The sequence below is a fragment of the bacterium genome (assembly GCA_023228325.1).
Taxonomy (GTDB): domain Bacteria; phylum Auribacterota; class UBA6266; order UBA6266; family UBA6266; genus UBA6266.
Window position 1 is genome coordinate 514,855 of the sequence record JALOBK010000001.1, and the last position, 22,739, is coordinate 537,593.

23 protein-coding genes and 2 tRNA genes are annotated in these 22,739 nt (G+C 42.6%); 1 reads left to right on the forward strand and 24 read right to left on the reverse strand.

Features of this window, described 5'->3' with window-relative positions; translation table 11 throughout:
- Nucleotides 1-15 precede the first annotated feature (15 nt).
- The 5 genes from ilvN to M0R36_02370 form a co-directional block, all read right to left on the reverse strand.
- Nucleotides 16-489: an acetolactate synthase small subunit gene (ilvN, locus tag M0R36_02350; GenBank protein ID MCK9554646.1), complete on the reverse strand. Its 474-nt coding sequence runs from the start codon at nt 487-489 to the stop codon at nt 16-18.
- 63 nt (nt 490-552) lie between these two features.
- Entirely contained in the window at nt 553-2,274 is a 1,722-nt protein-coding gene (gene ilvB, locus M0R36_02355) for a biosynthetic-type acetolactate synthase large subunit (protein ID MCK9554647.1), read from the reverse strand.
- Between the two features lie 22 nt (nt 2,275-2,296).
- Nucleotides 2,297-3,955 (reverse strand): dihydroxy-acid dehydratase, encoded by a 1,659-nt coding sequence (ilvD, locus tag M0R36_02360; GenBank protein ID MCK9554648.1) that lies wholly within the window; start codon nt 3,953-3,955, stop codon nt 2,297-2,299.
- Nucleotides 3,956-4,258: 303 nt separating this feature from the next.
- Entirely contained in the window at nt 4,259-5,203 is a 945-nt protein-coding gene (locus tag M0R36_02365; protein MCK9554649.1) for a calcium/sodium antiporter, read from the reverse strand.
- A gap of 33 nt (nt 5,204-5,236) precedes the next feature.
- Nucleotides 5,237-6,139, reverse strand: a complete 903-nt coding sequence (locus M0R36_02370) for an MBL fold metallo-hydrolase (protein MCK9554650.1) — start codon at nt 6,137-6,139, stop codon at nt 5,237-5,239.
- A 63-nt stretch (nt 6,140-6,202) separates the two neighbouring features.
- On the opposite strand from M0R36_02370, the gene rpoN reads away from it, so the two are divergent.
- The gene (gene rpoN, locus M0R36_02375) at nt 6,203-7,633 is read left to right on the forward strand and encodes an RNA polymerase factor sigma-54 (protein MCK9554651.1); all 1,431 of its coding nucleotides are present in this window, start codon (nt 6,203-6,205) and stop codon (nt 7,631-7,633) included.
- 2 nt (nt 7,634-7,635) lie between these two features.
- Here the strand turns inward: rpoN and M0R36_02380 are convergent, their stop codons facing one another.
- The 19 genes from M0R36_02380 to M0R36_02470 all read right to left on the reverse strand — a co-directional run bounded on the left by M0R36_02380 (nt 7,636) and on the right by M0R36_02470 (nt 22,731).
- A complete protein-coding gene (locus M0R36_02380; GenBank protein ID MCK9554652.1) occupies nt 7,636-8,295 on the reverse strand; it encodes a CsgG/HfaB family protein in 660 nt (219 codons plus the stop codon).
- Nucleotides 8,296-8,310: 15 nt separating this feature from the next.
- Nucleotides 8,311-9,501 (reverse strand): DUF748 domain-containing protein, encoded by a 1,191-nt coding sequence (locus tag M0R36_02385; GenBank protein ID MCK9554653.1) that lies wholly within the window; start codon nt 9,499-9,501, stop codon nt 8,311-8,313.
- Nucleotides 9,498-10,568 (reverse strand): 23S rRNA (adenine(2503)-C(2))-methyltransferase RlmN, encoded by a 1,071-nt coding sequence (gene rlmN, locus M0R36_02390; protein ID MCK9554654.1) that lies wholly within the window; start codon nt 10,566-10,568, stop codon nt 9,498-9,500. The genes M0R36_02385 and rlmN overlap by 4 nt, the downstream gene beginning before the upstream one ends.
- Complete coding sequence (locus tag M0R36_02395) at nt 10,558-11,202, reverse strand: histidine phosphatase family protein (GenBank protein MCK9554655.1); 645 nt, start codon at nt 11,200-11,202, stop codon at nt 10,558-10,560. Before M0R36_02395 ends, rlmN begins: the two co-directional genes overlap by 11 nt.
- Nucleotides 11,195-12,127 (reverse strand): hypothetical protein, encoded by a 933-nt coding sequence (locus M0R36_02400; protein ID MCK9554656.1) that lies wholly within the window; start codon nt 12,125-12,127, stop codon nt 11,195-11,197. The genes M0R36_02395 and M0R36_02400 overlap by 8 nt, the downstream gene beginning before the upstream one ends.
- A gap of 19 nt (nt 12,128-12,146) precedes the next feature.
- The gene (locus M0R36_02405) at nt 12,147-12,491 is read right to left on the reverse strand and encodes an STAS domain-containing protein (protein MCK9554657.1); all 345 of its coding nucleotides are present in this window, start codon (nt 12,489-12,491) and stop codon (nt 12,147-12,149) included.
- A gap of 102 nt (nt 12,492-12,593) precedes the next feature.
- A complete protein-coding gene (locus M0R36_02410) occupies nt 12,594-13,328 on the reverse strand; it encodes a type II secretion system GspH family protein (GenBank protein ID MCK9554658.1) in 735 nt (244 codons plus the stop codon).
- A gap of 188 nt (nt 13,329-13,516) precedes the next feature.
- Complete coding sequence (locus tag M0R36_02415) at nt 13,517-14,164, reverse strand: DUF4190 domain-containing protein (protein MCK9554659.1); 648 nt, start codon at nt 14,162-14,164, stop codon at nt 13,517-13,519.
- Nucleotides 14,165-14,184: 20 nt separating this feature from the next.
- Nucleotides 14,185-14,580, reverse strand: a complete 396-nt coding sequence (locus M0R36_02420; GenBank protein MCK9554660.1) for a class II SORL domain-containing protein — start codon at nt 14,578-14,580, stop codon at nt 14,185-14,187.
- A gap of 103 nt (nt 14,581-14,683) precedes the next feature.
- Nucleotides 14,684-14,759 (reverse strand) — tRNA-Glu (locus M0R36_02425).
- Between the two features lie 12 nt (nt 14,760-14,771).
- A tRNA-Lys gene (locus tag M0R36_02430) sits at nt 14,772-14,847 on the reverse strand.
- Nucleotides 14,848-14,932: 85 nt separating this feature from the next.
- Nucleotides 14,933-15,493 (reverse strand): ribosome recycling factor, encoded by a 561-nt coding sequence (gene frr / locus M0R36_02435; GenBank protein ID MCK9554661.1) that lies wholly within the window; start codon nt 15,491-15,493, stop codon nt 14,933-14,935.
- A gap of 20 nt (nt 15,494-15,513) precedes the next feature.
- The gene (gene pyrH, locus M0R36_02440; GenBank protein MCK9554662.1) at nt 15,514-16,239 is read right to left on the reverse strand and encodes a UMP kinase; all 726 of its coding nucleotides are present in this window, start codon (nt 16,237-16,239) and stop codon (nt 15,514-15,516) included.
- 2 nt (nt 16,240-16,241) lie between these two features.
- The gene (tsf, locus tag M0R36_02445; protein ID MCK9554663.1) at nt 16,242-17,063 is read right to left on the reverse strand and encodes a translation elongation factor Ts; all 822 of its coding nucleotides are present in this window, start codon (nt 17,061-17,063) and stop codon (nt 16,242-16,244) included.
- Nucleotides 17,064-17,136: 73 nt separating this feature from the next.
- Nucleotides 17,137-17,988: a 30S ribosomal protein S2 gene (gene rpsB, locus M0R36_02450; GenBank protein MCK9554664.1), complete on the reverse strand. Its 852-nt coding sequence runs from the start codon at nt 17,986-17,988 to the stop codon at nt 17,137-17,139.
- A 202-nt stretch (nt 17,989-18,190) separates the two neighbouring features.
- Nucleotides 18,191-18,805, reverse strand: coding sequence for a lysophospholipid acyltransferase family protein (locus tag M0R36_02455; protein MCK9554665.1), 615 nt, complete (start codon nt 18,803-18,805; stop codon nt 18,191-18,193).
- Between the two features lie 59 nt (nt 18,806-18,864).
- Nucleotides 18,865-20,673, reverse strand: coding sequence for an ABC transporter ATP-binding protein/permease (locus tag M0R36_02460; GenBank protein MCK9554666.1), 1,809 nt, complete (start codon nt 20,671-20,673; stop codon nt 18,865-18,867).
- On the reverse strand, nt 20,670-21,806 hold the full coding sequence (gene lpxB / locus M0R36_02465; GenBank protein ID MCK9554667.1) for a lipid-A-disaccharide synthase: 1,137 nt from the start codon (nt 21,804-21,806) through the stop codon (nt 20,670-20,672). The genes M0R36_02460 and lpxB overlap by 4 nt, the downstream gene beginning before the upstream one ends.
- Nucleotides 21,796-22,731 (reverse strand): Gfo/Idh/MocA family oxidoreductase, encoded by a 936-nt coding sequence (locus M0R36_02470; GenBank protein MCK9554668.1) that lies wholly within the window; start codon nt 22,729-22,731, stop codon nt 21,796-21,798. The genes lpxB and M0R36_02470 overlap by 11 nt, the downstream gene beginning before the upstream one ends.
- Nucleotides 22,732-22,739: the final 8 nt, after the last annotated feature.

A 22,739-nucleotide genomic window follows, 5' to 3' on the forward strand; every position in this document is an offset into this window, starting at 1 on the left:
CAGTGATTGAAATTTTTATCCTCTCGCAATAGCGATTTTACCGGTTCTTGCAAGCTCTTTTATCCCGAAAGGCTTCAGCATATCTATAATAGCATCAACTTTGGAATCGCTGCCCGTTGCCTCAATAGTCATGCTTTTTGCCTTAATATCTATTATCTTTGCCCTGAATATTTCAACTATCTGCAGCACTTCATGTCTTGTTTTGCCGTCTGTTGAGACCTTTAACAGTATCAGTTCTCTGTCTACGAAATCTTTTCCCGCAAAATCCTGCACTTTAATGACATCAACCAGTTTATTCAGCTGTTTGCAGACCTGCTCCAAAACAGCATCATCACCCCGGACTACTATAGTCATTCTCGAAATAGCGGCGTCCTGAGTTTCCCCTACCGCTAAACTATCTATATTAAATCCTCTTGCGCTGAATAAACCGGCAATTCTCGCGAGGACGCCGGACTTATTTTCAACCAACGCGCTTATTGTATGTTTCATCATAACCCCCGTTTTCGCTTTCGATTTTTGTATTTCGATATTTGAATCCCGAATTTACATTTTTTACGCCATTGATTCTATCATCTCATTAAGCGAAGCTCCCGCAGGAACCATGGGAAAAACATTTTCCTCAGGATCAACAATACATTCTATAATATATGTTTTATCCGATTCTATTGCTTTCTTTAAAGCGGGAATAACTTCGGAATCTTTCGAAATTCTCACTCCTTCCGCGCCAAAAGCCCCGGCTAATTTTATAAAATCCGGCAAGTAAGGATGGCATTTGTTTTCCTCGCAGAATGTAATGCCTTTCTCGCCGTCAGGCCCCTTGGAATTTAAAATCGTGGAAGAATATCTTCCTCCGTAAAACAGTTCCTGCCACTGGCGGACCATTCCCAGACAGCCGTTATTCAATATGATAATTTTAACCGGCAGTTTATTTAATACACAGGTAGTCAATTCCTGTATATTCATCTGAATGGAGCCGTCGCCGGCAATATCAAAAACCAGTTTGCCGGGACATCCCGCCTGAGCTCCCATAGCAGCCGGAAGCCCGTATCCCATCGTACCCAGACCGCCTGACGAGAGGAACGTCCTTGGGCGGGTATACTTATAGAACTGCGCAGCCCACATCTGGTTCTGCCCGACCTCAGTCGTTATAATCGCATCCCCTCTGGTCAGTTCATATATCTTTTCTATGACAAACTGCGGCTTAAGCCCGCCTTTTCCGTAAGAAAGAGGATATTCTTTTTTCCATCCTGCTATCTTTTTCAGCCATGGCTGTGTATCACACTTCTTTATGTTTTTTATAAGCTCCGCCAGAACCTTTTTAACATCTCCGACAACAGGAATGTCTACGTTAACATTTTTCCTTATGGATGTCGGGTCAATATCAATGTGTATAACTTTCGCATGAGGCGCAAACTCGGAAACTTTACCCGTAACCCTGTCATCAAACCTTGCCCCGACAGCTATTAAAAGATCCGTATCCTGAACCGCAAGATTGGCATATTTTGTCCCATGCATACCAAGCATTCCGAGAGATAAATCATCTGTCGACGGAAAAGAACCGAGTCCAAGCAATGTGGTAGTAACGGGTATCCCCGCTTTTCCGGCAAGCTTAGTCAGTTCTTCCGAACCGTTAGATATTATTACGCCGCCGCCCGCATAAATAACAGGCCTCTGGGCCGCCATTATCATCTCGGCCGCCTTTTTTATCTGTTGGATATGCCCTTCGTAATTAGGCTTGTATCCGCGCATTTCGACAGAATCAGGATACTTATTATCAGTCGAAGCATTCTGGATGTCCTTGGGTATGTCAACCAGGACGGGACCCGGCCTTCCGGTATTGGCTATATAAAAAGCCTCTTTAAGTATTCTGGGCAGTTCATCAATATCTTTAACAAGATAATTATGTTTGGTGATAGGCCTTGTAATCCCGGTTATATCAGCTTCCTGAAATGCGTCATTTCCTATCATCCTTGTAGGAACCTGCCCTGTTATAGCAACCATGGGAACGGAGTCCATATATGCCGTAGCGATTCCGGTAACCAGGTTAGTCGCCCCCGGCCCGGAAGTCGCAATGCAAACTCCTGTTTTCCCTGTAGCTCTGGCATATCCGTCAGCCGCATGCGCGGCGCCCTGTTCATGCCTTGTCAATATAAAGCGCAGGCCTGATTTATAGATAATGTCAAAAATATCAAGAACAGAACCTCCCGGATAGCCGAAAACAACATCGACTTTTTCTTTCCTAAAACTTTCAATCAGAATCTCAGCACCTTTCATATTTATCCCCTTTAAAATAACTTCACTTTTTAAAAACCGCGCCGGTCCCGGCAGATGTAACCATGTCGGAATAACGGGCAAGATAACCATTGTTTATCCTGCGGTTTTTAATTTTCATAGTTTTTTTTCTTTTTTCTATTTCGTCTTTCCCTACCTCAAGTTCAATTTTACGCGCGCGGATATCCAGCCTTATTTTATCCCCGTCTCTTATATAAGCTATCAGTCCCCCGGCAGCGGCCTCAGGCGACACATGTCCGACACAAGGGCCTCTTGTGCCTCCGGAAAAACGCCCGTCTGTCATAAGCGCGACCGAATTCCCAAGTCCCTTTCCCATCAGGGCAGCGGTGGGGGAAAGCATCTCTCTCATACCAGGCCCGCCCTTAGGACCTTCATATCTTATGACAACAAACATTCCTTTCCTGATTTTGCCTCCGACTATCGCTTTCATAGCGTCTTCTTCCCTGTCAAAACATTTTGCGGTACCTGCAAACTTCATCATATCGGAATCAACCGCAGACTGCTTGACCACAGCACCGCCTTCTGCCAGGTTACCCCGCAGAACAGCTATACCTCCCTGTTTATGATGAGCCTTATTCATCGGCCTTATAACATCATCATTTCTTATTTCCGCTTTTTTAGCTATTTGAGCCGTGGTCAGGCCGGAAACAGTCGGCCTGGCCGCAATCTTTTTGCCCAATCTTTTAAATACGGCCGGAATACCCCCGGCATAATGCAGATCTTCCATAAAATATCCGCCGGGCGACGGATTCATTTTAGCTATATGCGGCGTCTTCATGCCGATTTCGTCAAAAACTTCCAGAGGCAACTCTATTCCCGCCTCATGCGCTATAGCCGTGATATGCAATACCGTATTAGTTGAACCTCCCAGGGCCATATCTACCTTAACGGCATTTTCAATAGATTTACGGTCAACAATCTTTTTCGGTGTAATATTTTTTCTCGCCAGTTCAACTGCTCTTATCCCGCTCTCATGCGCTATTCTCTTTTTCTGCGCCGAAACAGCAAGCGCGGTCGCGCAATAAGGCATAGACAGTCCCATCGCTTCGGTGACACAAGCCATCGTATTGGCCGTAAACATCCCCTGGCATGATCCGGCGCCGGGACACGCGACTTTCTCCAATTCACATAATGTATGTTCTGATATCTTTCCGGCTTTAAATCTCCCGACAGCTTCAAAAGTATCGCTTACAAGCGATGTCCTTCTATCAAAATACCTGCCAGTTAACATCGGGCCCGCAGTAACGACCAACCCGGGAATGTTAAGGCGGAACAACGCCATTATCATACCCGGTGTAATTTTGTCGCAGTTTGTCAGCAAAATAATCCCGTCAAGGGCATGAGCCGTAACTATAGTCTCAACCATATCGGCAATCAGTTCCCTTGAGGGGAGAGAATATTTCATGCCGTCATGACCCATGGCGATGCCGTCACAGATTCCGGGTATTCCGAATATAAAAGGCCTGCCTCCGCCTGCATAGACGCCATTTTCTACCGACCGTTCAAGCTGCTTCATATCAACATGACCGGGTATCAGGTCTGTTACGGAGGATGCTATACCGATAAACGGCTTTTTTAAATCTCCATCAGTTACCCCTGTCCCATAAAGCAAAGCCCTATGGGGAGCCCTTTCAATCCCTTTTTTGACAGCATCACTCTTCATAACAGGAACTCCTTCTTATGGTTATAGATTTTTGAAAATAACAGAACACTCAAAGCTCTTATAATACTTAAATTAAAACACCATGTAAATAAAAAACCCGCTGCCTCTCTTCGAGGCAGCGGGTTTAATTCCCACTCGATCTCTTTATTAAAAACGCACAGAGATCACCGCTACCTCGTCCCTTTTAAGGACAAGCACTAACAACACCACAATAATAGCTTTGATAGCGGTAATCATAATTTTCCTTTCAAAATATCATTTATAAAATAATATCAGGGAGAGAAAATGTCAAGATATAATTTTTCAGCCTGCTGCCCGGATATAAATACAAGATAAAAAAATCACATATAATAAAAGAAAAAAAACACCCTCTCTTCTCCCTATCTTCCTTCTCTTATAGGCTATAAGGCTGATAAGAACAGACCCTGCCAAAAGGTACCAGTTGTCAAATCTTATAATATCCTTTGAAACGGTAAGAGGAAAAAACAATGAGACAATACCGATGACAAAACATATGTTAAAAATATTGCTTCCCAATACATTTCCTATAGATATGTCGCCATGTTGTCTAAAACTTGCGACAGAGCTTGCAAAAAGCTCCGGAAGAGATGTCCCGACAGCCACGATAGTCAAACCTATGAACAGTTTGTTTATATTAAAAGCGTCGGCTATCCCCAACGCTCCTTTGAGCGTAAGGTCTCCGCCTACAATCAGAACGGCAAGGCCCGAAACCGCTACAGTCAAATCCCGCGCTATTTTCCTTTTTTTGACTCCCAAAACAGTATTGTCCCCTATTGATCCTTCTCTGCCGTTCTTTACAAGCAGTAACAGATACAGCAGCAAAAAAATGACCATTATTAAACCCGTTATCCGTGTTATTTCCCCCAAAAAACAAACTGCCGTAAAAAATCCGATGGTGATCAAAAATACGGGGAAATCTATCTTTAGAAGCTGGACATCGATTTTAATCGGTCTTATGATAGCCGCAATACCAAGGACAAGGAAAACATTCGCTATGTTGCTGCCCACCACATTTCCCAGGCAAACATCGTAAGATTTATTAAGCCCCGCCAGAAAACTAACTATGAACTCAGGCGAAGACGTCCCGAACGCGCATAGAGTAAGCCCTATTATCACCTTTTTTATCCTTAAACTGAGCGCGATATTTACCCCGCCCCTTACAAGAAATTCCGAGCCGAAATAAAGCATGACAAAACCGGTAAATAATTTAAGTGTATCGAAAACCATTCATATCCTTTCAGTTTTTTTCAGGCAATCATTTTAAGTGAATAGCGTTCTTTCTTTTTCAATTTTTTTACTATCTGCAATCCTGTATATATCCGTCGGCCTGTCCTGCCATGTTAATATGACATCTGTTCCATTTAACACCTTGTCGGACAGCACTCCTTTTATAAGGCCCGCAACCTTTTCAGGGATATTATGGTCACGGCTTAAATGAGCCAGGAAAATAAACTGCAGTCCTTCATCGGCGACTTCATGCAAAAGAACCGCAAGGTCATCATTGGACAGATGACCTTTCCTTCCGACAATTCTTTGCTTGACATCCCATGGGCGGCTGCCGTTAAACACAAGATTCTCTTCATGATTGGCTTCTATCACAATAATATTGCTGCCTTTCAGTTTCTCCTTAACAAGGTTGGAAGGATAACCTATATCCGTCACTATGCAGATTTTGCCGTGCTCATGGATCACCTCATAACCAACCGGATCAACCGCATCATGTGAAATGGGAAAGGAACTTATCTTAAATTTGCCGAGTTTCACTTCTTCCCCGTTTTTGTAAGGGCTCAGGGCATCGGCGCCGCCGAATATTTTTCTTATTTCACCGGCCGTAAGTTCATTTGCCAGTACGGGACATCCGAAAAAATCCGATATGGGAATTACTCCTTTTATGTGGTCTGAATGTTCATGTGTTATAAGAATGACATTAACCGGCCTGCGGGAAAGCCCCTTCTCATGAAATCTTTTCAGAAATTCTCTTTTGCTTAACCCTGCGTCTATAAGAAACCCTTTGTTCCCATCGCTTATATAAATGCAGTTGCCCCTCGAACCGCTGGCCAGGACACAAATTTCCACCATATCATCCGCCTGTCGACAATTCAGTGTCGTCACATCATTTTCACGGTTGTCTGTTTTTTTATAAAATCCATTTTCATATTTCATTTGTTAGATTGACACTCTGTGTTGGTAAATGATAGTTTAATATTAAACACAATCAGAGGCAATATGCAATATGAATTAGGGCAAATACAGTCCCAGCAGCAAAAATTAATGATGAGCCCCCAGATGAGGCAGGCTCTGGAAATTCTCCAGCTGCCTCTGCTCGAACTCAGGACTATAATCCAGCAGCAGATTCAGTCCAACCCCGTGCTTGAAATCGAAGAAAACGCCGAAAAAACCGACGCCGAAGAAACGGAACCGGAAGACACACCCGATAAAATCGAAGAACTGGATTTTAAAGAGGAATTCGATTCTCTCGTCAGCGCGGACGAAGAAATGAAGGAATATTTCAAAAGCAGCGGGGAGTTCAAAAAATATTCAAACGCGGATAAAGAAAGAAGGGATTACCTTGCGAGCCTTATAACACGTCCCGAAACATTTGAAGAATACCTGGAATTCCAATTGAATATCATGCTTGATTCAGATAAAGAAAAAACCATAGGTAAAATCATCATCGGGAACCTTGACAAAAACGGTTATCTGAAAGCTTCTCTGGAAGAATTGGCAAAAGAAAGTTCCGAATCCGAACCAGAAGTATCAGCAGTCCTTTCGAAAATCCGGCAATTTGACCCGCCCGGAATCGCGGCCAGCAACATAAAAGAATGTCTTTTGATTCAAGTTGAAAGGAAGGGGATAAAAAATAAAACCGTTGAAAGTATTATAAACGGAAATCTTGAACTCTTAGGGAAAAAACAGTTTGATAAAATATCAAAGGACCTGGATGTTTCCATTAATGAAATCAGGGAAGCCGAAAAGATAATATCATCATTGAATCCGAAACCGGCAATTTCTTTCGAACAGGCTGAGATACCCTACATAAGCCCTGATGTTACGATAGAGAAAACGGACGACGGGTTCGAGGTAATATTGAATGACGAGTACATCCCGCATATAAAAATCAGCAATTTCTATAAAAAATCCATGCAGGATGAAAGCACACCGAAAAATATCAAACAGTATATAAGGGAAAAAATCAGCGAAGGAAAATGGCTCATAAAAAACATTTATCAAAGGCAACAGACCCTGTATAACATTGCGACAGAGATACTCTCATGCCAGCTTGATTTTTTTGAAAGAGGGCCTAAATCTCTGAAGCCGATGGTTCTCCAGAACATCTCATCCAGGCTTAACATACATGAATCAACCGTGAGCAGGGCGATAAACAGCAAATACCTGCAGTGTTCATGGGGCCTTTACCCGATAAAATATTTTTTCACTTCATCGCTTAATACCGCAAGCGGCGAAACGGTTTCCGCGCAAAGAGCAAAAGAACTGATACGGGAAATTGTATCATCCGAAGACAAATCAAAGCCCTATAGCGACGACGCCATTGCCGAAATGGTAAAAAAAGAAGGAATAGATGTCGCAAGAAGGACAGTGGCTAAATACCGCGAGGAGGCGGGCATTTATTCCTCCCGCATGAGGAAAAGATACTGATATCAATCCCTCCTTTTCCTTATTTTGCCGTCCGAGACCCTGTTCCTGCTGTCCCTTTTCTTTTTAACGTCTTCAAACCTTTTCTCCAGATCTCTTTTCAAAAGAGTGCAGGCTTTAATTAAAGCTGCTCCGGCATTACCGGAATTTTTTCTTATACTCACACTGGCGGACCATATAACCGTACCGGTCTTAACATCAACCAGCCTTATGTTAAAGGACAAATCTGTCCCCCAGAAAACAAACTCCTGCCAGGAAAAATACTCAATGACATTTCCCAAGACAACAGCATCACAGCCCAGAATATTTCCTACCTCCTGTACGGATTTATTTTTTATGATGTCTGTCATCTGCAGGTCCTGTTCTTCCAGTATGTGCTTCACCTGGTCTCTTTCTATCACCTTATAATCCGGAAATGAAAGAAGCATCGAAGCCACTCCGTCCGCCACAAGTTCCCCCGCATTATCAACTCTCCATGTCTTACCGCCCGGCAGCTCAGATTCATAGCGCTCGGTATTCCCTTCAAGATTTAAGACCGCAACCTTAACTGTTTCCGGATTATAAGCGGAGACGGACATATTTATCATCACCGAATCCCCGGCGTATAAACACACCGGCATAAAAAGAACCGCGAAAAAAATCAAATAAATAATACTTTTTTTCATTTTATCTTCCCTTTATCATTTACCTGGTATAAGCGATTTCAAGGTATCTGTTACTGATTTCCCGACTGCTTTTGTCGCATCAACGGTGGTTTCCGCCGCCGATTTACCGACATCAACAGCTGTTTCGGAAGCTTTTGTGCCTATTTTCGCCGCTTTTCCCGTCACATTCTGTATCATCTTAAGACTGTTTTTTATCAGTGAAGATATTGAAGCGGATATTGCGTCTGTAAACTGCCTTTCTATGTTAAACTGCGGATTATTGATATCACCCGAAACAGTAAATCCGACCTTAAAAGACCCTTCCTCATTTTTCAGGAATTCTATAAATGCCTGGGCGGAAAAGCCAAAAACAACAGAATTCAAATCAGCCGTTTTATCAACCTCAATATCCTCAAAGACAGCGGTGTTTTTCGCTTCTATATTATCTTCCCTGCACCTGACGCTGCTTGTGAGGCTCATATAACCTTTGCTCAGCGATAAAGACATTTTTTCGCTGTAATAAGGTTTTACCCTGGTTAAATCGAGTCTTCTGATTTCAATATCGGCGTCAAAATTACGTTTATCAGACCACAATAAAATTTTACCTTTCGCGGCGCAGGACCCTCCATTTTCCGGATTGACCGCGCATTCCATGTTAAAATAAGAATAATTATCCTTATCTTTTTCTCCGGTCCCGATTTTCTTTATGTTGAATCTAATGCCGTCGAACACGGTAAGATGCGGGGGACGGGATATATGGCCGTCATAAAAATTGATTTTCCCGTCATTAATGCTTATCTCATCAATAAAAAAACAGGCTGATCTGCTGGTCTTCTTGCAGTCTATATTCCCCACCAGGTTTTTATATTCGCCGGTATTTTCAATATTGTCTCCTATTTTTAAATCAAACTCAATGCCGTTCAGGCCCAAAGACCTGACCAACACCTCTTTTCCGAAGAATGAACCGAACGACAGGTCCGCGTTAATACTGTCCGCTTTAAACAGTATATTTCCGTCATCTTTTAAAAGCTTGAAATCCGTCAGATGGACCCGGCCGATAAATAGATTCACGTCCGCCCGGTTAAAATCAATGTTTAGAGATAATTGCTTCTTTACAAGAGGAACCGCTATTTTTTTAATCACAGAGCTCATATGTCTCTGGGCTATAAACAGGGCAAGCGAAAAAACAAAAAATAATATTACCGTAAACTTTAGGATTTTCTTCATTCAACACCTTGCCGCATCTTGTCTTTTTTCCTTAAAAACCTCAACTGCCCGCATGCCGCGTCGATATCCGAACCTTTCGACCACCTCACGGTAACTTTCAAGCCGGCATCCGATAATTTTCCGCAAAATAACTTCAGCGTTTCATTATCCGGCGGAATAAACTCTGAATACAGTGCTGCGTTATACGGGATAATATTTATCCTGCTCTTAAAACCTTTGACCAGTTTTACAAGGTTTTCCGCATCTTTTTCGGAATCATTCATACCCTTAAGCAACACATATTCGAAAGTCACTTCTCTTTTTGTCTTATTATAAAAATATTCGCACGCTTTTAACAATTCTTTTAACGGGTATTTCTTATTAACCGGCATAATCCTGTTTCTTGTTTCATCCGCCGCCGCATGCAATGAAACCGATAATTCATACTGTTTTCCCAAATCGGCAAACTTTATTATCTGCGGGGCTATGCCGCATGTTGAAACCGTTATTTTCCTCTGGCCTATGTTAAAACCGCTTTCCGAAGTAATGATTTCAAGACTCTTTGCCACATTTTCAAAATTGTCCAGAGGTTCCCCCACACCCATATAGACAATATTATTCAGCCTGCCGGCGGCTAACCTCTGTTTCGCGACAAGAACCTGAGAAATTATTTCCCCGGCATTCAGATTTCTTGAAAAACCGGATTTTGCGCTTGCGCAAAAAGAACACCCGTATTTACACCCGGCCTGCGTCGAAAGGCATAGAGTATTTCTTCCTGAATGCTTAATCAGGACGATTTCTACGGCTTCTCCGTCCTCCAACCCGCAGAGCAATTTAACACTGCCGTCCGCCGATATCCTTTCATCTGAGATTTTAACAAGGCATATGTCAAACCTGTTTTTTATCAGATTTCTCGTATCAAGTGAAAGGTCTGTCATCTTCTCAACATCGCTAACGGACTTCTCATAGACCCACCGGCAGAACTGCTTCCCTTTATAGGGAGGCTCCCCCATATTTTTCAATATGCGCCGTATTTCTTCAGGCGTAAAATTTAGAACCTTGATCTTATCATCCATTTTATTTTTCAAGAAAATGATGTATATGGGAAACAGAATTAACGGACATCACTATAACTCGCGTGGCTGAAACACGGACATGCGTTATTGAACCGTTATCAATGACAAGTCTCAATATCAGTGTGTCAAAATCAGCTTTGAGCCACCAGGCAAGCAGAGCTGTTATAACCCCGCCGTGCGTAACAATAATAGAATTGCTGTCATGCAGCTTTGGGAAAAGGGTATCCCATGCTTTTTTTACCCTTACCTGAAATTCTTCTATGGTTTCCGCCCCTGGAATAACAATACGCGAAGGTTTTAAAAGCCATTTTTTAAACCCGTCGTCAAAATGGAAATCCACCTCTTCGGGAGTCATCCCCTCCCAATCACCCAGGGCAATTTCTCTTATGCCCTTTTCATACAAAATTCTTTTATGCAGGACGTCGGAAAAGCATTTTGCCGTTTCTCTCGCCCTCTTCAAATCACTGGAAAAAACTTTAAAGTCCGTTCGGCTGAGACGGGAAAAATATTCGGCCGCGGCTCCGGCCTGTTTTCTTCCAAGTTTTGTAAGCGGAGGATTTTTCTGGCCCTGTATTTTTCTTGAAAAATTCCAGGTCGTTTCTCCATGTCTTACCAAATAAACGTCTTTTCCGCTTTTTTCAAACATGCAAATCCGTTGGATTGCCGGAAAGGCAACCCTTCCCGACAGTATTAACAATTCTCTGTATAATATTATTTATTGTTTCGTCCGGGACCCCCTCATAATAGAGGGATTTAAGCCTCAGGTCACACGGGTCATTGACATAATCCACCACCACAAATTTATCCTGTCCCGAATAGCAGATCTCGGTCGAAAAAATATCCAGCCTTGATACAAGGGCGATCTTATGGACTATCTCCCGGATTTCGCCAAGGTTAAACCTTTTTTCATCCTCATCGCTAAGGATCTCATACACATGAGTATTGTCATCCCACCAGGATATATATATTTCTCCACACACATAAATCGGCCTGAACCACGCTCTTTTGCCGTCAAGATACAATGGTTCAACTTTCTCCTGGATAAGGTATTTTTCGTTCGGGTATTCCGATCTGGCCCTCTGCACATCATCAATAGTGCAGGCTGTCTGGACCCCCTCCCCGCCCCCAAAAGACGAAGGTTTTATTATGAACGGCATGTTAATCTTCTCAATTCCCGAAAGGTTTATTTCGTTGAATTCATTAAAAGGCGGCAGCAGAAATGTATAAGGAACGTTTAAATTAGCGGCAAGAAATTCAAGATGCATGGTTGATTTGTCGGAAGCCCTCAGCGCATAAGAATTCTTATTGAATATCTTTCCTCCCCTCATTTCGATGATATTCTCAATCGGGAGAAACCTGTTATCCACATCCGACGCCCTGTCGAGATAATAATCAAACGTCATTCCATGTTCAAGGAGTCCGATTGTCTCAAATACGTTGCCCGGATTAATAACATAGGACGATAATCCGTTATCTATCAATTCTTTGTCCAGTTTGCTGATAAAAACATCATCGTATTTCCATTCCCATGCGATTCCAAAATTCAATTTTGTCCTGCGCTCATTTTCCATAATTCAATCTTAAATTATATCAGTCTGATATTTTCTGTTTCGCGGTTTTTTCCAAATCGGCAATATTGAGTATATCCGCCAACCCTGATTTTTCAAGCACGCGCCTGACATTATCATTGAAACCCCAGAAACAATACCTGCCGCCGCATTTGTCTATCATCTTGACGCAATTCAAAAGCTCTCTGATGCCAAAACTGCTCAGATAAGGAACTTCTCCCATATTGAATATGATTTTCCTGTTAGTTCCGTCATTGCACAGAGATTCAAGTTCTTCTTTGACATCCTCGGCGCCTGATTCGTCAAAATCCCCTTTGAATATCACGGATAAAATATCTTTTTCTTTTGAAAACCCGATTTTCAACATCGCACCTCATTTTTTAAAGGATTTAAAACAGGTTTATATTATAGCACAACAAAAAAGAAGTTTGCTATTTTAAAGGGGTGTCGGGTATTTATATCAGAAAAATTAAAACCAGCCCTGGGATTTAAAAGGTTGTTCGTAAGGATGTTCTGTCCCGCTCATAGGAGTATCCAGCGAAAAATAAATTCTTTCAGGAACAAAACCCACATGCCCGTCAACATACAATACGTTTATACCGTTATGGGGAAGCTTCGGTTTCCCGGCAACATCATCCCAATCTCCCCAGCAAGTGTCAAATACAAGACACGCTTCAGACTGATGCGGGACATTCTCTATTTTTCTCCCCTTGCCAACCGCATTCTGGGAAGATGTCCCTCCTCCACACGAAAACCAGTAATTATATCTGTAATACTTTTCATTCTGCGGCTCTGCTCCTCCCCATTCAAGCAACTGTAAATCGGCAGATCTGCATATCCAGACTTCGCCCAGTATGCCGGCTTCGCCGGATTTGGAGGCTGCCAGCAGGTAGGGTTTTAAAACATCGTGGAGATAAGCCGAACCGGGATTGGGGTTCCATGCTCCTGTATTGTCAGGCTCCCATGAAAATGTCACGGCAAAAGGCAGTGTGCCGTCATAATCGCAGGTATACATGTATATCGCATTGCCTATCTGCTTTAAGTTAGACTGGCACATAGCGTTATACGCCTGCTCCCGGGCCTTTTTTAATGCAGGAAGCAGAAGTCCCGCCAGAATGGAAATTATGGCGATAACAACCAGAAGTTCTATCAGCGTAAAGCCACGATTTTTTATATCGTATACACCGGCCATCTCATCTACCATACGTTAAATATAACATTCATTTAAAGATCATTCGAAATAAATATCATCAATAACCGTATATCCCCCGCATCCGGTTTCTTTATATTATGATTTTGTCAAATTCTGAAAAAGGGAAACGTCTCGGGGAGTCACATCATGCGTCAGCCCGGTTTATTGCAAAACCCGGGCTTTGATATTATACATTCAATTCAATTCAAGCCGCAGCCGGGGCACCATTCCGCTTCACCGTTAGAAAAATAACAGTTAACACCGTTAGGATGATTCCCTTCTTTGTCGCATATCATAGGGGTTTTCCCGTTATCATCATCCGCGCAGTCACAATCATAAATATAACTCGAATACTCATCGATTTCTTCAGCGGAAGAAATGCGGTCGCAGGTATTCGGACAGGTAAAAATTTCCAAATCGGAGATGTATTCAGGATAAAGCCTTGATAATGTGTCGGGATATGCCATATAACCCATCTTATATACCTGACATGCCGTTCCTATTTGCCGGATACGGCTTATACACATCACCTGTTTTGCCTCTTTCGCGGCAGCGGTGAACTTCGGAATGGCGATCAGTGAAAAAAGTATCCAGATTACGGTCAATGCTATGCTTATATAACCTATTATAAGCCCTGTTACAGCCATTCCGCTTCCGGAAAACTTGCCGTTGGAAGACTTGATTTTTGAGAGGGCTATATGTCCGCATATTACGGCAGGTATTCCAAGGACCGGGCCAAGACAGATACAAAAACCGACCAATCCGATAATCGAAAGGACCATGCTTATAATAGCCAGATTACTTGTTTCTGATTTTTCTGCAACATTAACTGATATGTTTTCAGCCATAATCTTCCTTCTTTTGTTGATTATTTGACTTTTAGTTCTCCTGAATTCTGCCACAGGCCATGGATATTGCAGTAACTTGAAGCATATAGAACCCCGGGCTTATCTGTCTTAAAAGCAAAAATACACCGGTAGTCGGAATAGACAGAACTTGTGTCGGGACCTTTTACCGAAGCCCCGTGGGCGTTAAATTCCGCCATTCCTATCTGACAGGGGAATTTTTCCCCTTCGGGCTGAAAATATAGCTTTATCCAATTTATATGATGCTCGGTTTTATTCGGATGCGGAATTTCCTTGCCTACCGTTACCTTCACTTCAAAGACCTTTCCTTTTTCAACCGTCTCAGGCATATCTATTACCGGCACGTGTTTTTCGCTTTTCCAATCGGCCGACTGGAAAAGATTCCCCATGTTATTCATAACAACCTCCTTATTGGATTGAGATTCAGGTTACATACCGAGTAAAAATGCGATTATAACAAAAGACAGGGAAAAAGATAAGTTCTTTATTCAGGGAAGAAAATGGCGACCCCAACGGGAGTCGAACCCGTGTTGCAGGGATGAAAACCCTGTGTCCTAGGCCACTAGACGATGGGGTCGCGGAAAATAAATGGTGAGCCAGCTGGGACTCGAACCCAGGACACCCGCCTTAAAAGGGCGGTGCTCTACCAACTGAGCTACTGGCCCGAAAAAACAAAAAGAGCAAGGCAGCAATTATATACAAAAAAGGGGTTATGTCAATTAATTTATATGCAAACACACGGAAGGAAATTCAAACTTCCATTATTTCTTTTTCTTTGTGTTTTACCAATTCATCAATCTCTTTTATATACTCATCGGTCTTTTTTTGTGTTTTTTCAACGGCTTCGAATTTCTCATCCTCAGTAACAGCCGACTCCTTAAACTTCATCTCGATTTCATGATTGGCGTGGCGCCTGATATTCCTTATGGAAACTTTCCCGTCTTCCGCCATCTTCCTGACAAGCTTTATCAAATCTTTTCTTCTTTCTTCATTAAGTTCGGGGATGGGTATGCGCAAGATCCTGCCGTCATTATTAGGGGTAATTCCCAGATCCGATTTCATAATCGCTTTCTCAATCGCCGAAACCGCGCCGACATCCCACGGCTGTACAACAATAAGCCTGGGATCCGGAGTCGTAATACCGGCAATTTCTTTAAGCTTCATCTGGGATCCATAATACTCAACCATGATATTTTCCACCAATGCGGGGGAAGCTTTCCCGGTCCGGATTGAAGAAAATTCATCATGAACATTTTTTGCGCTTTTTTTCATATGATCTTCCATTTCAGCAAGAATTTTTTTAAGAGCCATTGCTACCTCCCTGTCTAAAATCAGCCGTGGACAACCGTTCCTATTTTTTTACCAAGCAGGACATTCCTGATCGCGCCGGGGTTTGACATATTAAGGACTATTATGGGCATCCTGTTATCCATACAAAGTGATATAGCCGTGGAATCCATAACTTTAAGGTTCTTTTTCAGCACATCAATGTAAGTCAGGTCTTTAAAAAGCTTCGCTTTTTTATTTTTCATGGGGTCATCCGAATAGACTCCGTCAACTTTTGTAGCTTTAATAATCGCATCCGCGTTAACTTCGCTGGCACGAAGCGCCGCAGTAGTATCTGTCGAGAAAAACGGGTTGCCTGTCCCTCCGGCAAAAATTACGACTCTCCCCTTTTCCAGATGACGGACAGCCCTTCTTCTTATGTACAGCTCCCCGATAGCTCTCATTTCAAAAGCCGTCATAACACGCGTCTGAACGCCTATTTTTTCAAGGTCAGACTGCAATGCCAGTGCATTAATAACGGTCGCAAGCATACCCATATAGTCGGCTGTTGTCCTGTCCATGCCCTTCTCGCTTGCCGATAATCCCCTGAAGATATTACCGCCGCCTATAACAATACCTATCTGTGTGCCTATGCGGGAAATATCCTTCATTTTCTTTGCGATTTCAAGCGTTTTATCCCTGTCTATGCTATATTGGTCCCCTTCGAGGGATTCCCCGCTGAGTTTTAGTATTATCCTCTTATATTTCGTAAACGGTTTAGAGCCGGACATAACTATTCTTCCCCGATTTTAATCCTGACAAAACTGCTGACGTTTATTTCTTTCCCCGTTTCTTTTGATTTCTTTTCAAGATATTGTTTGACCGACATATCCTGATCCTTTATAAAGGGCTGTTCCAAAAGGCATATCTGGTTAAGAAACTTTTTGATTTTCCCTTCCACGATTTTATCAACAATGTTCGCCGGCTTGCCCTTCACCTGATCGGCAAAAATCTCGCGTTCTTTCTCTATGACATCTTTGGGGGCCTGTTCCGCATTCACACAGAGAGGGTTTGCCGCCGCCACCTGCATGGCGATATCTTTACCGGTTATCCTGACTCCATCATCCAGTTCCGCCGAAAGTTCCACGATAACACCGAGTTTATTGTCAAGATGTATATACGGGACAAAACAGCCTTTAGTCGAAAGGACTTTTACCCTGCCGATTTTAATGTTCTCGCCTATGCTTGCCCCGATATCGCCGATTAAATCAATAACTTCTTTGCTCTCTCTCGCCGATTCTCCGTTTTGATAGACTGTTTCAAGCACTTTATCCGCAAAAACCCTGAATTTATCATTATTTGAGACAAAGTCTGTTTCGCAATTCAATTCGACCAGCGCGGTTTTTTTACCGTCAGCTGAAACTTTTATCCTGATCAAACCTTCTTTTGCGGCTCTGCCCGAGCGTTTGGAAATCGCAGCGAGTCCTTTTTTTCTTAAGACATCCACCGCTTTTTCCATATCGGCGCCGGTTTCTGCAAGCGCTTTTTTACAATCCATCATACCCGCGCCGGTCTTATCCCTCAATTCCTTAACCTGAGCTGCGCTAATTTCCATCTTTTACTCCTCTCCAACAAAAATACAAGATATTAAAACAAATTAATTCTGCCGGCCTGATGCAGAAAACTGTTTATTCCGGTTTTTCGTTTTTCTTTAACCTCGTTAACTTTCTCTTGGGCTTTTTCTTCTCTTCTTTCTTTTTCTTCTTTTCAATGACATCTTCAATCGTTTCTTCAACTTCCGGTTTCTTCTGCATTAAAGATTTCTTCTCTTCCTCTTCTTCCGCTATCCTCTTAACTTTGCCTTCATTGCCTTCAAGCGCCGCATCGGCAATTTTATTGGCAATCAGAGAAATAGTCCTCATGGCATCATCATTACCCGGTATAGGAATATCCACAATGTCAGGATCGCAATTAGTATCAACAATAGCGATAACCTTTATTTTGAGTTTTTTTGCTTCCAAAACAGCTATTCTTTCCCTTTTGGGATCAACAACAAAAAGCACCCCGGGCAGCTTTTTCATATCCCTGATTCCCTGAAGATACTTCTTAAGCCGTTCTTTTTCTTTTAATATGCTTATAACTTCTTTCTTGGTAAGGGTTTCAAAAATCCCTTCTTCTTCCTGTTTTTCGATTTCATTGAGCCTGGATATGCTTCTTCTTATTGTAACAAAATTGGTAAGCGTCCCTCCAAGCCATCGTTCGTTTACATAATACATACCGCATTTATCCGCGGCATCTTTTATGCATTCCTTCGCCTGTTTTTTTGTGCCCACAAACAGCACATCAAGGCCCGCGGAAACGGTTTCTTTAACCAAACGGTACGCTTCTTCAAGCTGTAAGGCGGTTTTCTGGAGATCGATAATATATATTCCATCGCGCGATTCGAATATATAACGCTTCATTTTCGGGTTCCACCGGTGAGTTTGATGCCCGAAATGAACCCCTGCTTCGAGCAACTCTTTAATAGTGACTACTGGCACAACTTCCTCCTTTTGCTTTGGGATTCCGGCTCCATTTTTTCCAAATGCCCCGCTTTCCGAAAGGATACTTTTCGGTTCCTGTTAATTTTAATTGACCAAAAACCGGAATCCAATCCCCTGTTAAGTATCCTGATCAACAGAAAGCAGGGTTTATATTAACAAAAATCAGTGTATTTTCAAGGGTTTTTTAACTGCCGCTAAATTAAGCGGTTATATTTAACTGTTCGGCGCATAAATTATCAAGACGCCTCAATGTTTCTTCAAGTTTTTTCCTGTATTGCTCTGTCATCTCCGAAGTCATGTCTTCAGGCACATTAACCGGGTCTCCAAACGCGATATGGACTCTGCCGAAAGGTTTTAAGAGAATAAATTTATCCCAGCTTTTCAGCACCCATTTCCCGCTCGCATCATAACTAACCGGAATTATCCGGGCCCCGGTCATCTGCGCAATTTTAATTATGCCGTCATTTACCCTGAAAGCCGGGCCTCTGGGGCCATCCGGGGTAATGGCAACATTATTTCCGCAGGTAATCTTTGAAGTTATCTCTTTAATCGCTTTCTGTCCGCCCCTGCTGGAAGACCCCCTCACTACATCGAATCCGAGGCTCAGAGCTAAAGCCGTTCCGTAATCTCCATCCCTGCTCATACTTATAAGCACTGATATTTTTTTCTTTTTGCAATGGAGGAAATAATAATATGTGTGAAAAAAAAGCCTGTTATGCCAGAATGCGAAGATGTTGCTTCCCTCTTTCGCATATTTATCGAAAATATCACCGCGTGTTGCGGTTATTTTACTTGTACTGCAGACCAATCTCAAAAACAGGCTGAAAATAAAACCTGATATCTTAGTTAAAAAATTTTGCATAGCTGTATACATCAGAGGTTAAACTGAAGATTATAAAGTTTTTTATAAAGTCCTTTTTCGTCATTTAAAAGCGCGCTGTGTGTGCCATGCTGCACTACTTTACCGCGCTCAAGGACAATTATAGAATCAGCATTTTTAACTGTTGAAAGCCTGTGCGCTATCACAAATACGGTTCTTCCTTTCATCAGGACATTTAATGCATCCTGCACAAGTTTTTCGGATTCTGTATCGAGAGAGGATGTAGCTTCATCCAATATAAGTATGGGAGGATTTTTCAGCAAAGCCCTGGCAATCGTTATCCTCTGCTTTTCCCCTCCGGAAAGCTTGACGCCTCTCTCCCCTATTACGGTATCATACCCTTTCTGAAACGATTTTATAAAAGAATCCGCATTCGCTTTTTTCGCCGCATCTGCAATGTCTTCAAGTCCGAGTTCCCGGTTTCCGTAACTGATGTTATTCGCTATTGTATCGTTAAACAATATGGTATCCTGTGTCACTATTCCTATCTTTTGCCTGAGAGATTCAAGTTTGAACCGCCGTATATCTTTACCGTCTATCAAAACAGCACCCGCGACAGGGTCGTAAAACCTCGGGATAAGGTTCACCATAGTGGATTTTCCAGCCCCGCTCGGACCGACAATCGCCAATATCTTACCTGTTTCAACTTTGATGGAAACATCATTAAGAACATTCTCATCGCACCCGCCGTATTTGAATGAAACATCCCTGAATTCGATATTATTCCTGAAACCGGAAAGTTCAACGGCATTATCCTCATCTTTTATATCGGGCTCTTTGTCCAATATCTCAAACAGCTTCGACGCGGCGGCGGCGGCCCTCTGGATATCCACATTTGTCTTTGCCAGAGTCTTAGCGGGTTTCAGACAGGATACAACCAAACCGTAAAAATAAAATAACCATCCGGCTGTCATAGCGCCGGCAACAACCTGTTTGAACCCGTAAATACTTATTCCGGCAAGAACAACTATTCCGACCAGTTCAACAATAGGGCTTACAAATGCTTCCCTTTTAACAGCTTTTATCATAAGCCGGTAGAATTTCTGGTTCTCGACACCGAACCTCTCTTTCTCGTATTTTTTCATATTGAATGCTTTAACTATCCTTATGCCTGTAAGAGTTTCCTGCATTATAGAGCTTATATCCGCCACCCTGTCCTGCGAACTTGACGCAAGCTTTTTGATTTTTCTGCCGATAACGGAAACAGGCCCTATTATGGCAGGCGAAATCAGCAAAACCATAAGTGACAATTTCCAGTCTATAATAAAAATCAGAAACAAACATAAAAACAGCTGCATCCCCTCAAATATTGATTCCGCAACCCTTCCGGAAAGGCCTTCTCTCAACAAGGAAGCGTCATAGGTAATACGCGACATTATTTCCCCTGTCCTGCTTTCACTAAAATACCCGACTGAAAGATCATGGATATGGGCATAGACATCCTCTCTTATATCCCTGACCACCCCTTGCCCCATTTTTTCCATAAGCACTTTCTGCGCAAATGTAAAGACTCCCTTGATCAGCAGAGAAATAAAAATAAATATGATAGCTCCGTAAAGAAGGTTTATTCTGTCGACCGTGTTAAGATAATCCAAAAAAGAATGAAGGATGTGCTTGAAAGGGAAATTAAGAGATGTGGAATCCACAAGCTCTTTGCCCATTAACACCTTGTCCATAATGGGAACCAATGTCCAGAGCGAAATAATACTGAAAATCGTAGCCAGAAACATGCTTAACAGCCCCAGGACAAGGTAGGTCACATAAGGTTTGACATATTTAAAAAGCCTCATGTATTCTCTCATCGGCTTGCCATATTAACGGCAATTTCAGCCGCCCTTCCGCTCGCGCCGGGATCTCCCAGAAGTTTCTTTATCCTTTCAAGTTTTCTTTTGATTTCCATATACCTGCTCTTATCATCCATTATATCCGAAACCTGTTTTGCAATTTTCACAGGGGTCACATCATTCTGAATCAATTCAGGCACAACCCTTTCCCCTGAAACAACATTAGCCAGTCCTATATAAGGTATTTTTATCAGCTTTTTTCCGAGAAAATAAGTGAACCAGCTTACCTTATAAACTATAACCATGGGTGTTCCAAAAAACCCAGTTTGTAACGTAGCGGTCCCCGATGATGCGATAATAAAATCGCTATGCTTCATTATATCAAAAGCCAAATCCATGCTGATTTTTATTTCCAGAGGGATTTTTTCCGTTTCACCGCGTATAATAGGCTCAAGTTCCTTTGAAGCGCATCCGATAACATATTGTTTAATCCCGGTTTTTTCACATAAAATCAGGGCCGCCTTTAAGATTGCCGGCAGAAGCTTTTTAATTTCGTTTTCCCTGCTTCCCGGCAAAATACCTATAAGCTTCCGGTCCGGCCTGAAACCGAGGGCGTCAAAAAAATCTTCTTTTTTCATCCGCGTTTCCAGAACATCCACAAGCGGGTGGCCGACAAATTCAACATCCAAAGATGTTTTTTCGTAATATTTCTTCTCGAAAGGAAATATTACCATCAATTTATCCGCGATTTCGGCCATTTTAATGACCCTGTTCCGTTTCCATGCCCACACCTGCGGACTGATATAATAAAGGACTTTTATTCCCATCTTTTTTACAATTTTTGCCAACCGCATATTAAAACCCGGATAATCGACAAGTATAACCAGGTCCGGTTTATCAGCATGTATAATGCCGGCGATGGAGGAAAAAACTTTTCTAAAATACCCGAGGTGTTTCAGGACTTCAACAAAACCGATAACCGATACCGCCGTTAAATCATAATGAAGGGTCACCCCGTTTTTTTTCATCAGAGGCCCGCCGGCGCCGGCAAAAACCGCCGAGGGGTCTTTTTCCCTGATCTGCCTTACAAGATTTGACGCGTGAAGATCGCCGGAATGTTCTCCGGCAACTATAAAATATTTATTTCCCATATTGCCCTTTTTCTATCTGGTCGGCTATCTGGACAGCGACTTCAAGGGCTTTTGCGCCGTGTTCACCGCTTACAACAGGGTTTATCCTGTGTTTAACACAATTTATGAAAGATTCCAGCTCTGCTTTTAAAGGCTCTACCCGTTCGAAAGGAATCTCCTTTTTCGCTATTCTGAACATTTTTTTCTGATAAAGAACCCCTTGCTGTTTCTCATAATCGAGGGAAATATAAGTATTCGGCTGAAATATCCTGATTTTTCTGAGATTGCGAGGGGAAACCCTGCTGGTGGTCAAGTTAGCTATACACCCGTTTTCGAATTTTATCCTTGCATTGGCAATATCCGCCGTCTTATGTATTACTCCCACTCCGACAGCTTCTATCCGGTCAATAGGCCCGGGAACCATATTAAGTATTATATCTATATCGTGTATCATAAGGTCCAAAACAGCGCTTACGTCCGTGCCCCGGGGATTGTATTTGCACAATCTGTGCGCTTCTATAAACTTCGGCTCGGTCAGAATCTTCTGGAAACTCATTATTACGGGGTTGAACCGTTCAATATGCCCGACCTGAATTATACAGCCCTTTTTCGCCGCCCTCTCCAAAAGGTCGCGGGCCTGGCTTACTTCCGATGTAATCGGTTTTTCTATAAGAATATCTTTTCCGTATTCAAGAACCTCTTTCGCGACTCTATAATGAAGAGTTGTGGGAACCGCAATACTCAGCACATCAACTTCACCCAACAACTTTCTGTAATCCCTGTAAGCTTTGCATCTGTACTTCCGGGCTATCTCAAAGCCCTTTTTCTTGCTCGTATCGGCAATTCCGGTCAGCTCGACATCTTCCAGACCCGCATATATACGCGCATGATGCTGGCCCAGATGCCCGACACCTATTACACCGGCTCTTATTTTTTTATCGCTCATTGCCCAAC

Bases quoted from the DNA above. Each gene is read 5' to 3' on its own strand.
- ilvN (MCK9554646.1), bottom strand. From the start codon at position 489: ATGAAACATACAATAAGCGCGTTGGTTGAAAATAAGTCCGGCGTCCTC.
- ilvB (MCK9554647.1), bottom strand. From the start codon at position 2,274: ATGAAAGGTGCTGAGATTCTGATTGAAAGTTTTAGGAAAGAAAAAGTC.
- ilvD (MCK9554648.1), bottom strand. From the start codon at position 3,955: ATGAAGAGTGATGCTGTCAAAAAAGGGATTGAAAGGGCTCCCCATAGG.
- M0R36_02365 (MCK9554649.1), bottom strand. From the start codon at position 5,203: ATGGTTTTCGATACACTTAAATTATTTACCGGTTTTGTCATGCTTTAT.
- M0R36_02370 (MCK9554650.1), bottom strand. From the start codon at position 6,139: ATGAAATATGAAAATGGATTTTATAAAAAAACAGACAACCGTGAAAAT.
- rpoN (MCK9554651.1), top strand. From the start codon at position 6,203: ATGCAATATGAATTAGGGCAAATACAGTCCCAGCAGCAAAAATTAATG.
- M0R36_02380 (MCK9554652.1), bottom strand. From the start codon at position 8,295: ATGAAAAAAAGTATTATTTATTTGATTTTTTTCGCGGTTCTTTTTATG.
- M0R36_02385 (MCK9554653.1), bottom strand. From the start codon at position 9,501: ATGAAGAAAATCCTAAAGTTTACGGTAATATTATTTTTTGTTTTTTCG.
- M0R36_02395 (MCK9554655.1), bottom strand. From the start codon at position 11,202: ATGTTTGAAAAAAGCGGAAAAGACGTTTATTTGGTAAGACATGGAGAA.
- M0R36_02400 (MCK9554656.1), bottom strand. From the start codon at position 12,127: ATGGAAAATGAGCGCAGGACAAAATTGAATTTTGGAATCGCATGGGAA.
- M0R36_02405 (MCK9554657.1), bottom strand. From the start codon at position 12,491: ATGTTGAAAATCGGGTTTTCAAAAGAAAAAGATATTTTATCCGTGATA.
- M0R36_02410 (MCK9554658.1), bottom strand. From the start codon at position 13,328: ATGGTAGATGAGATGGCCGGTGTATACGATATAAAAAATCGTGGCTTT.
- M0R36_02415 (MCK9554659.1), bottom strand. From the start codon at position 14,164: ATGGCTGAAAACATATCAGTTAATGTTGCAGAAAAATCAGAAACAAGT.
- M0R36_02420 (MCK9554660.1), bottom strand. From the start codon at position 14,580: ATGAATAACATGGGGAATCTTTTCCAGTCGGCCGATTGGAAAAGCGAA.
- frr (MCK9554661.1), bottom strand. From the start codon at position 15,493: ATGGCTCTTAAAAAAATTCTTGCTGAAATGGAAGATCATATGAAAAAA.
- pyrH (MCK9554662.1), bottom strand. From the start codon at position 16,239: ATGTCCGGCTCTAAACCGTTTACGAAATATAAGAGGATAATACTAAAA.
- tsf (MCK9554663.1), bottom strand. From the start codon at position 17,063: ATGGAAATTAGCGCAGCTCAGGTTAAGGAATTGAGGGATAAGACCGGC.
- M0R36_02460 (MCK9554666.1), bottom strand. From the start codon at position 20,673: ATGAGAGAATACATGAGGCTTTTTAAATATGTCAAACCTTATGTGACC.
- lpxB (MCK9554667.1), bottom strand. From the start codon at position 21,806: ATGGGAAATAAATATTTTATAGTTGCCGGAGAACATTCCGGCGATCTT.
- M0R36_02470 (MCK9554668.1), bottom strand. From the start codon at position 22,731: ATGAGCGATAAAAAAATAAGAGCCGGTGTAATAGGTGTCGGGCATCTG.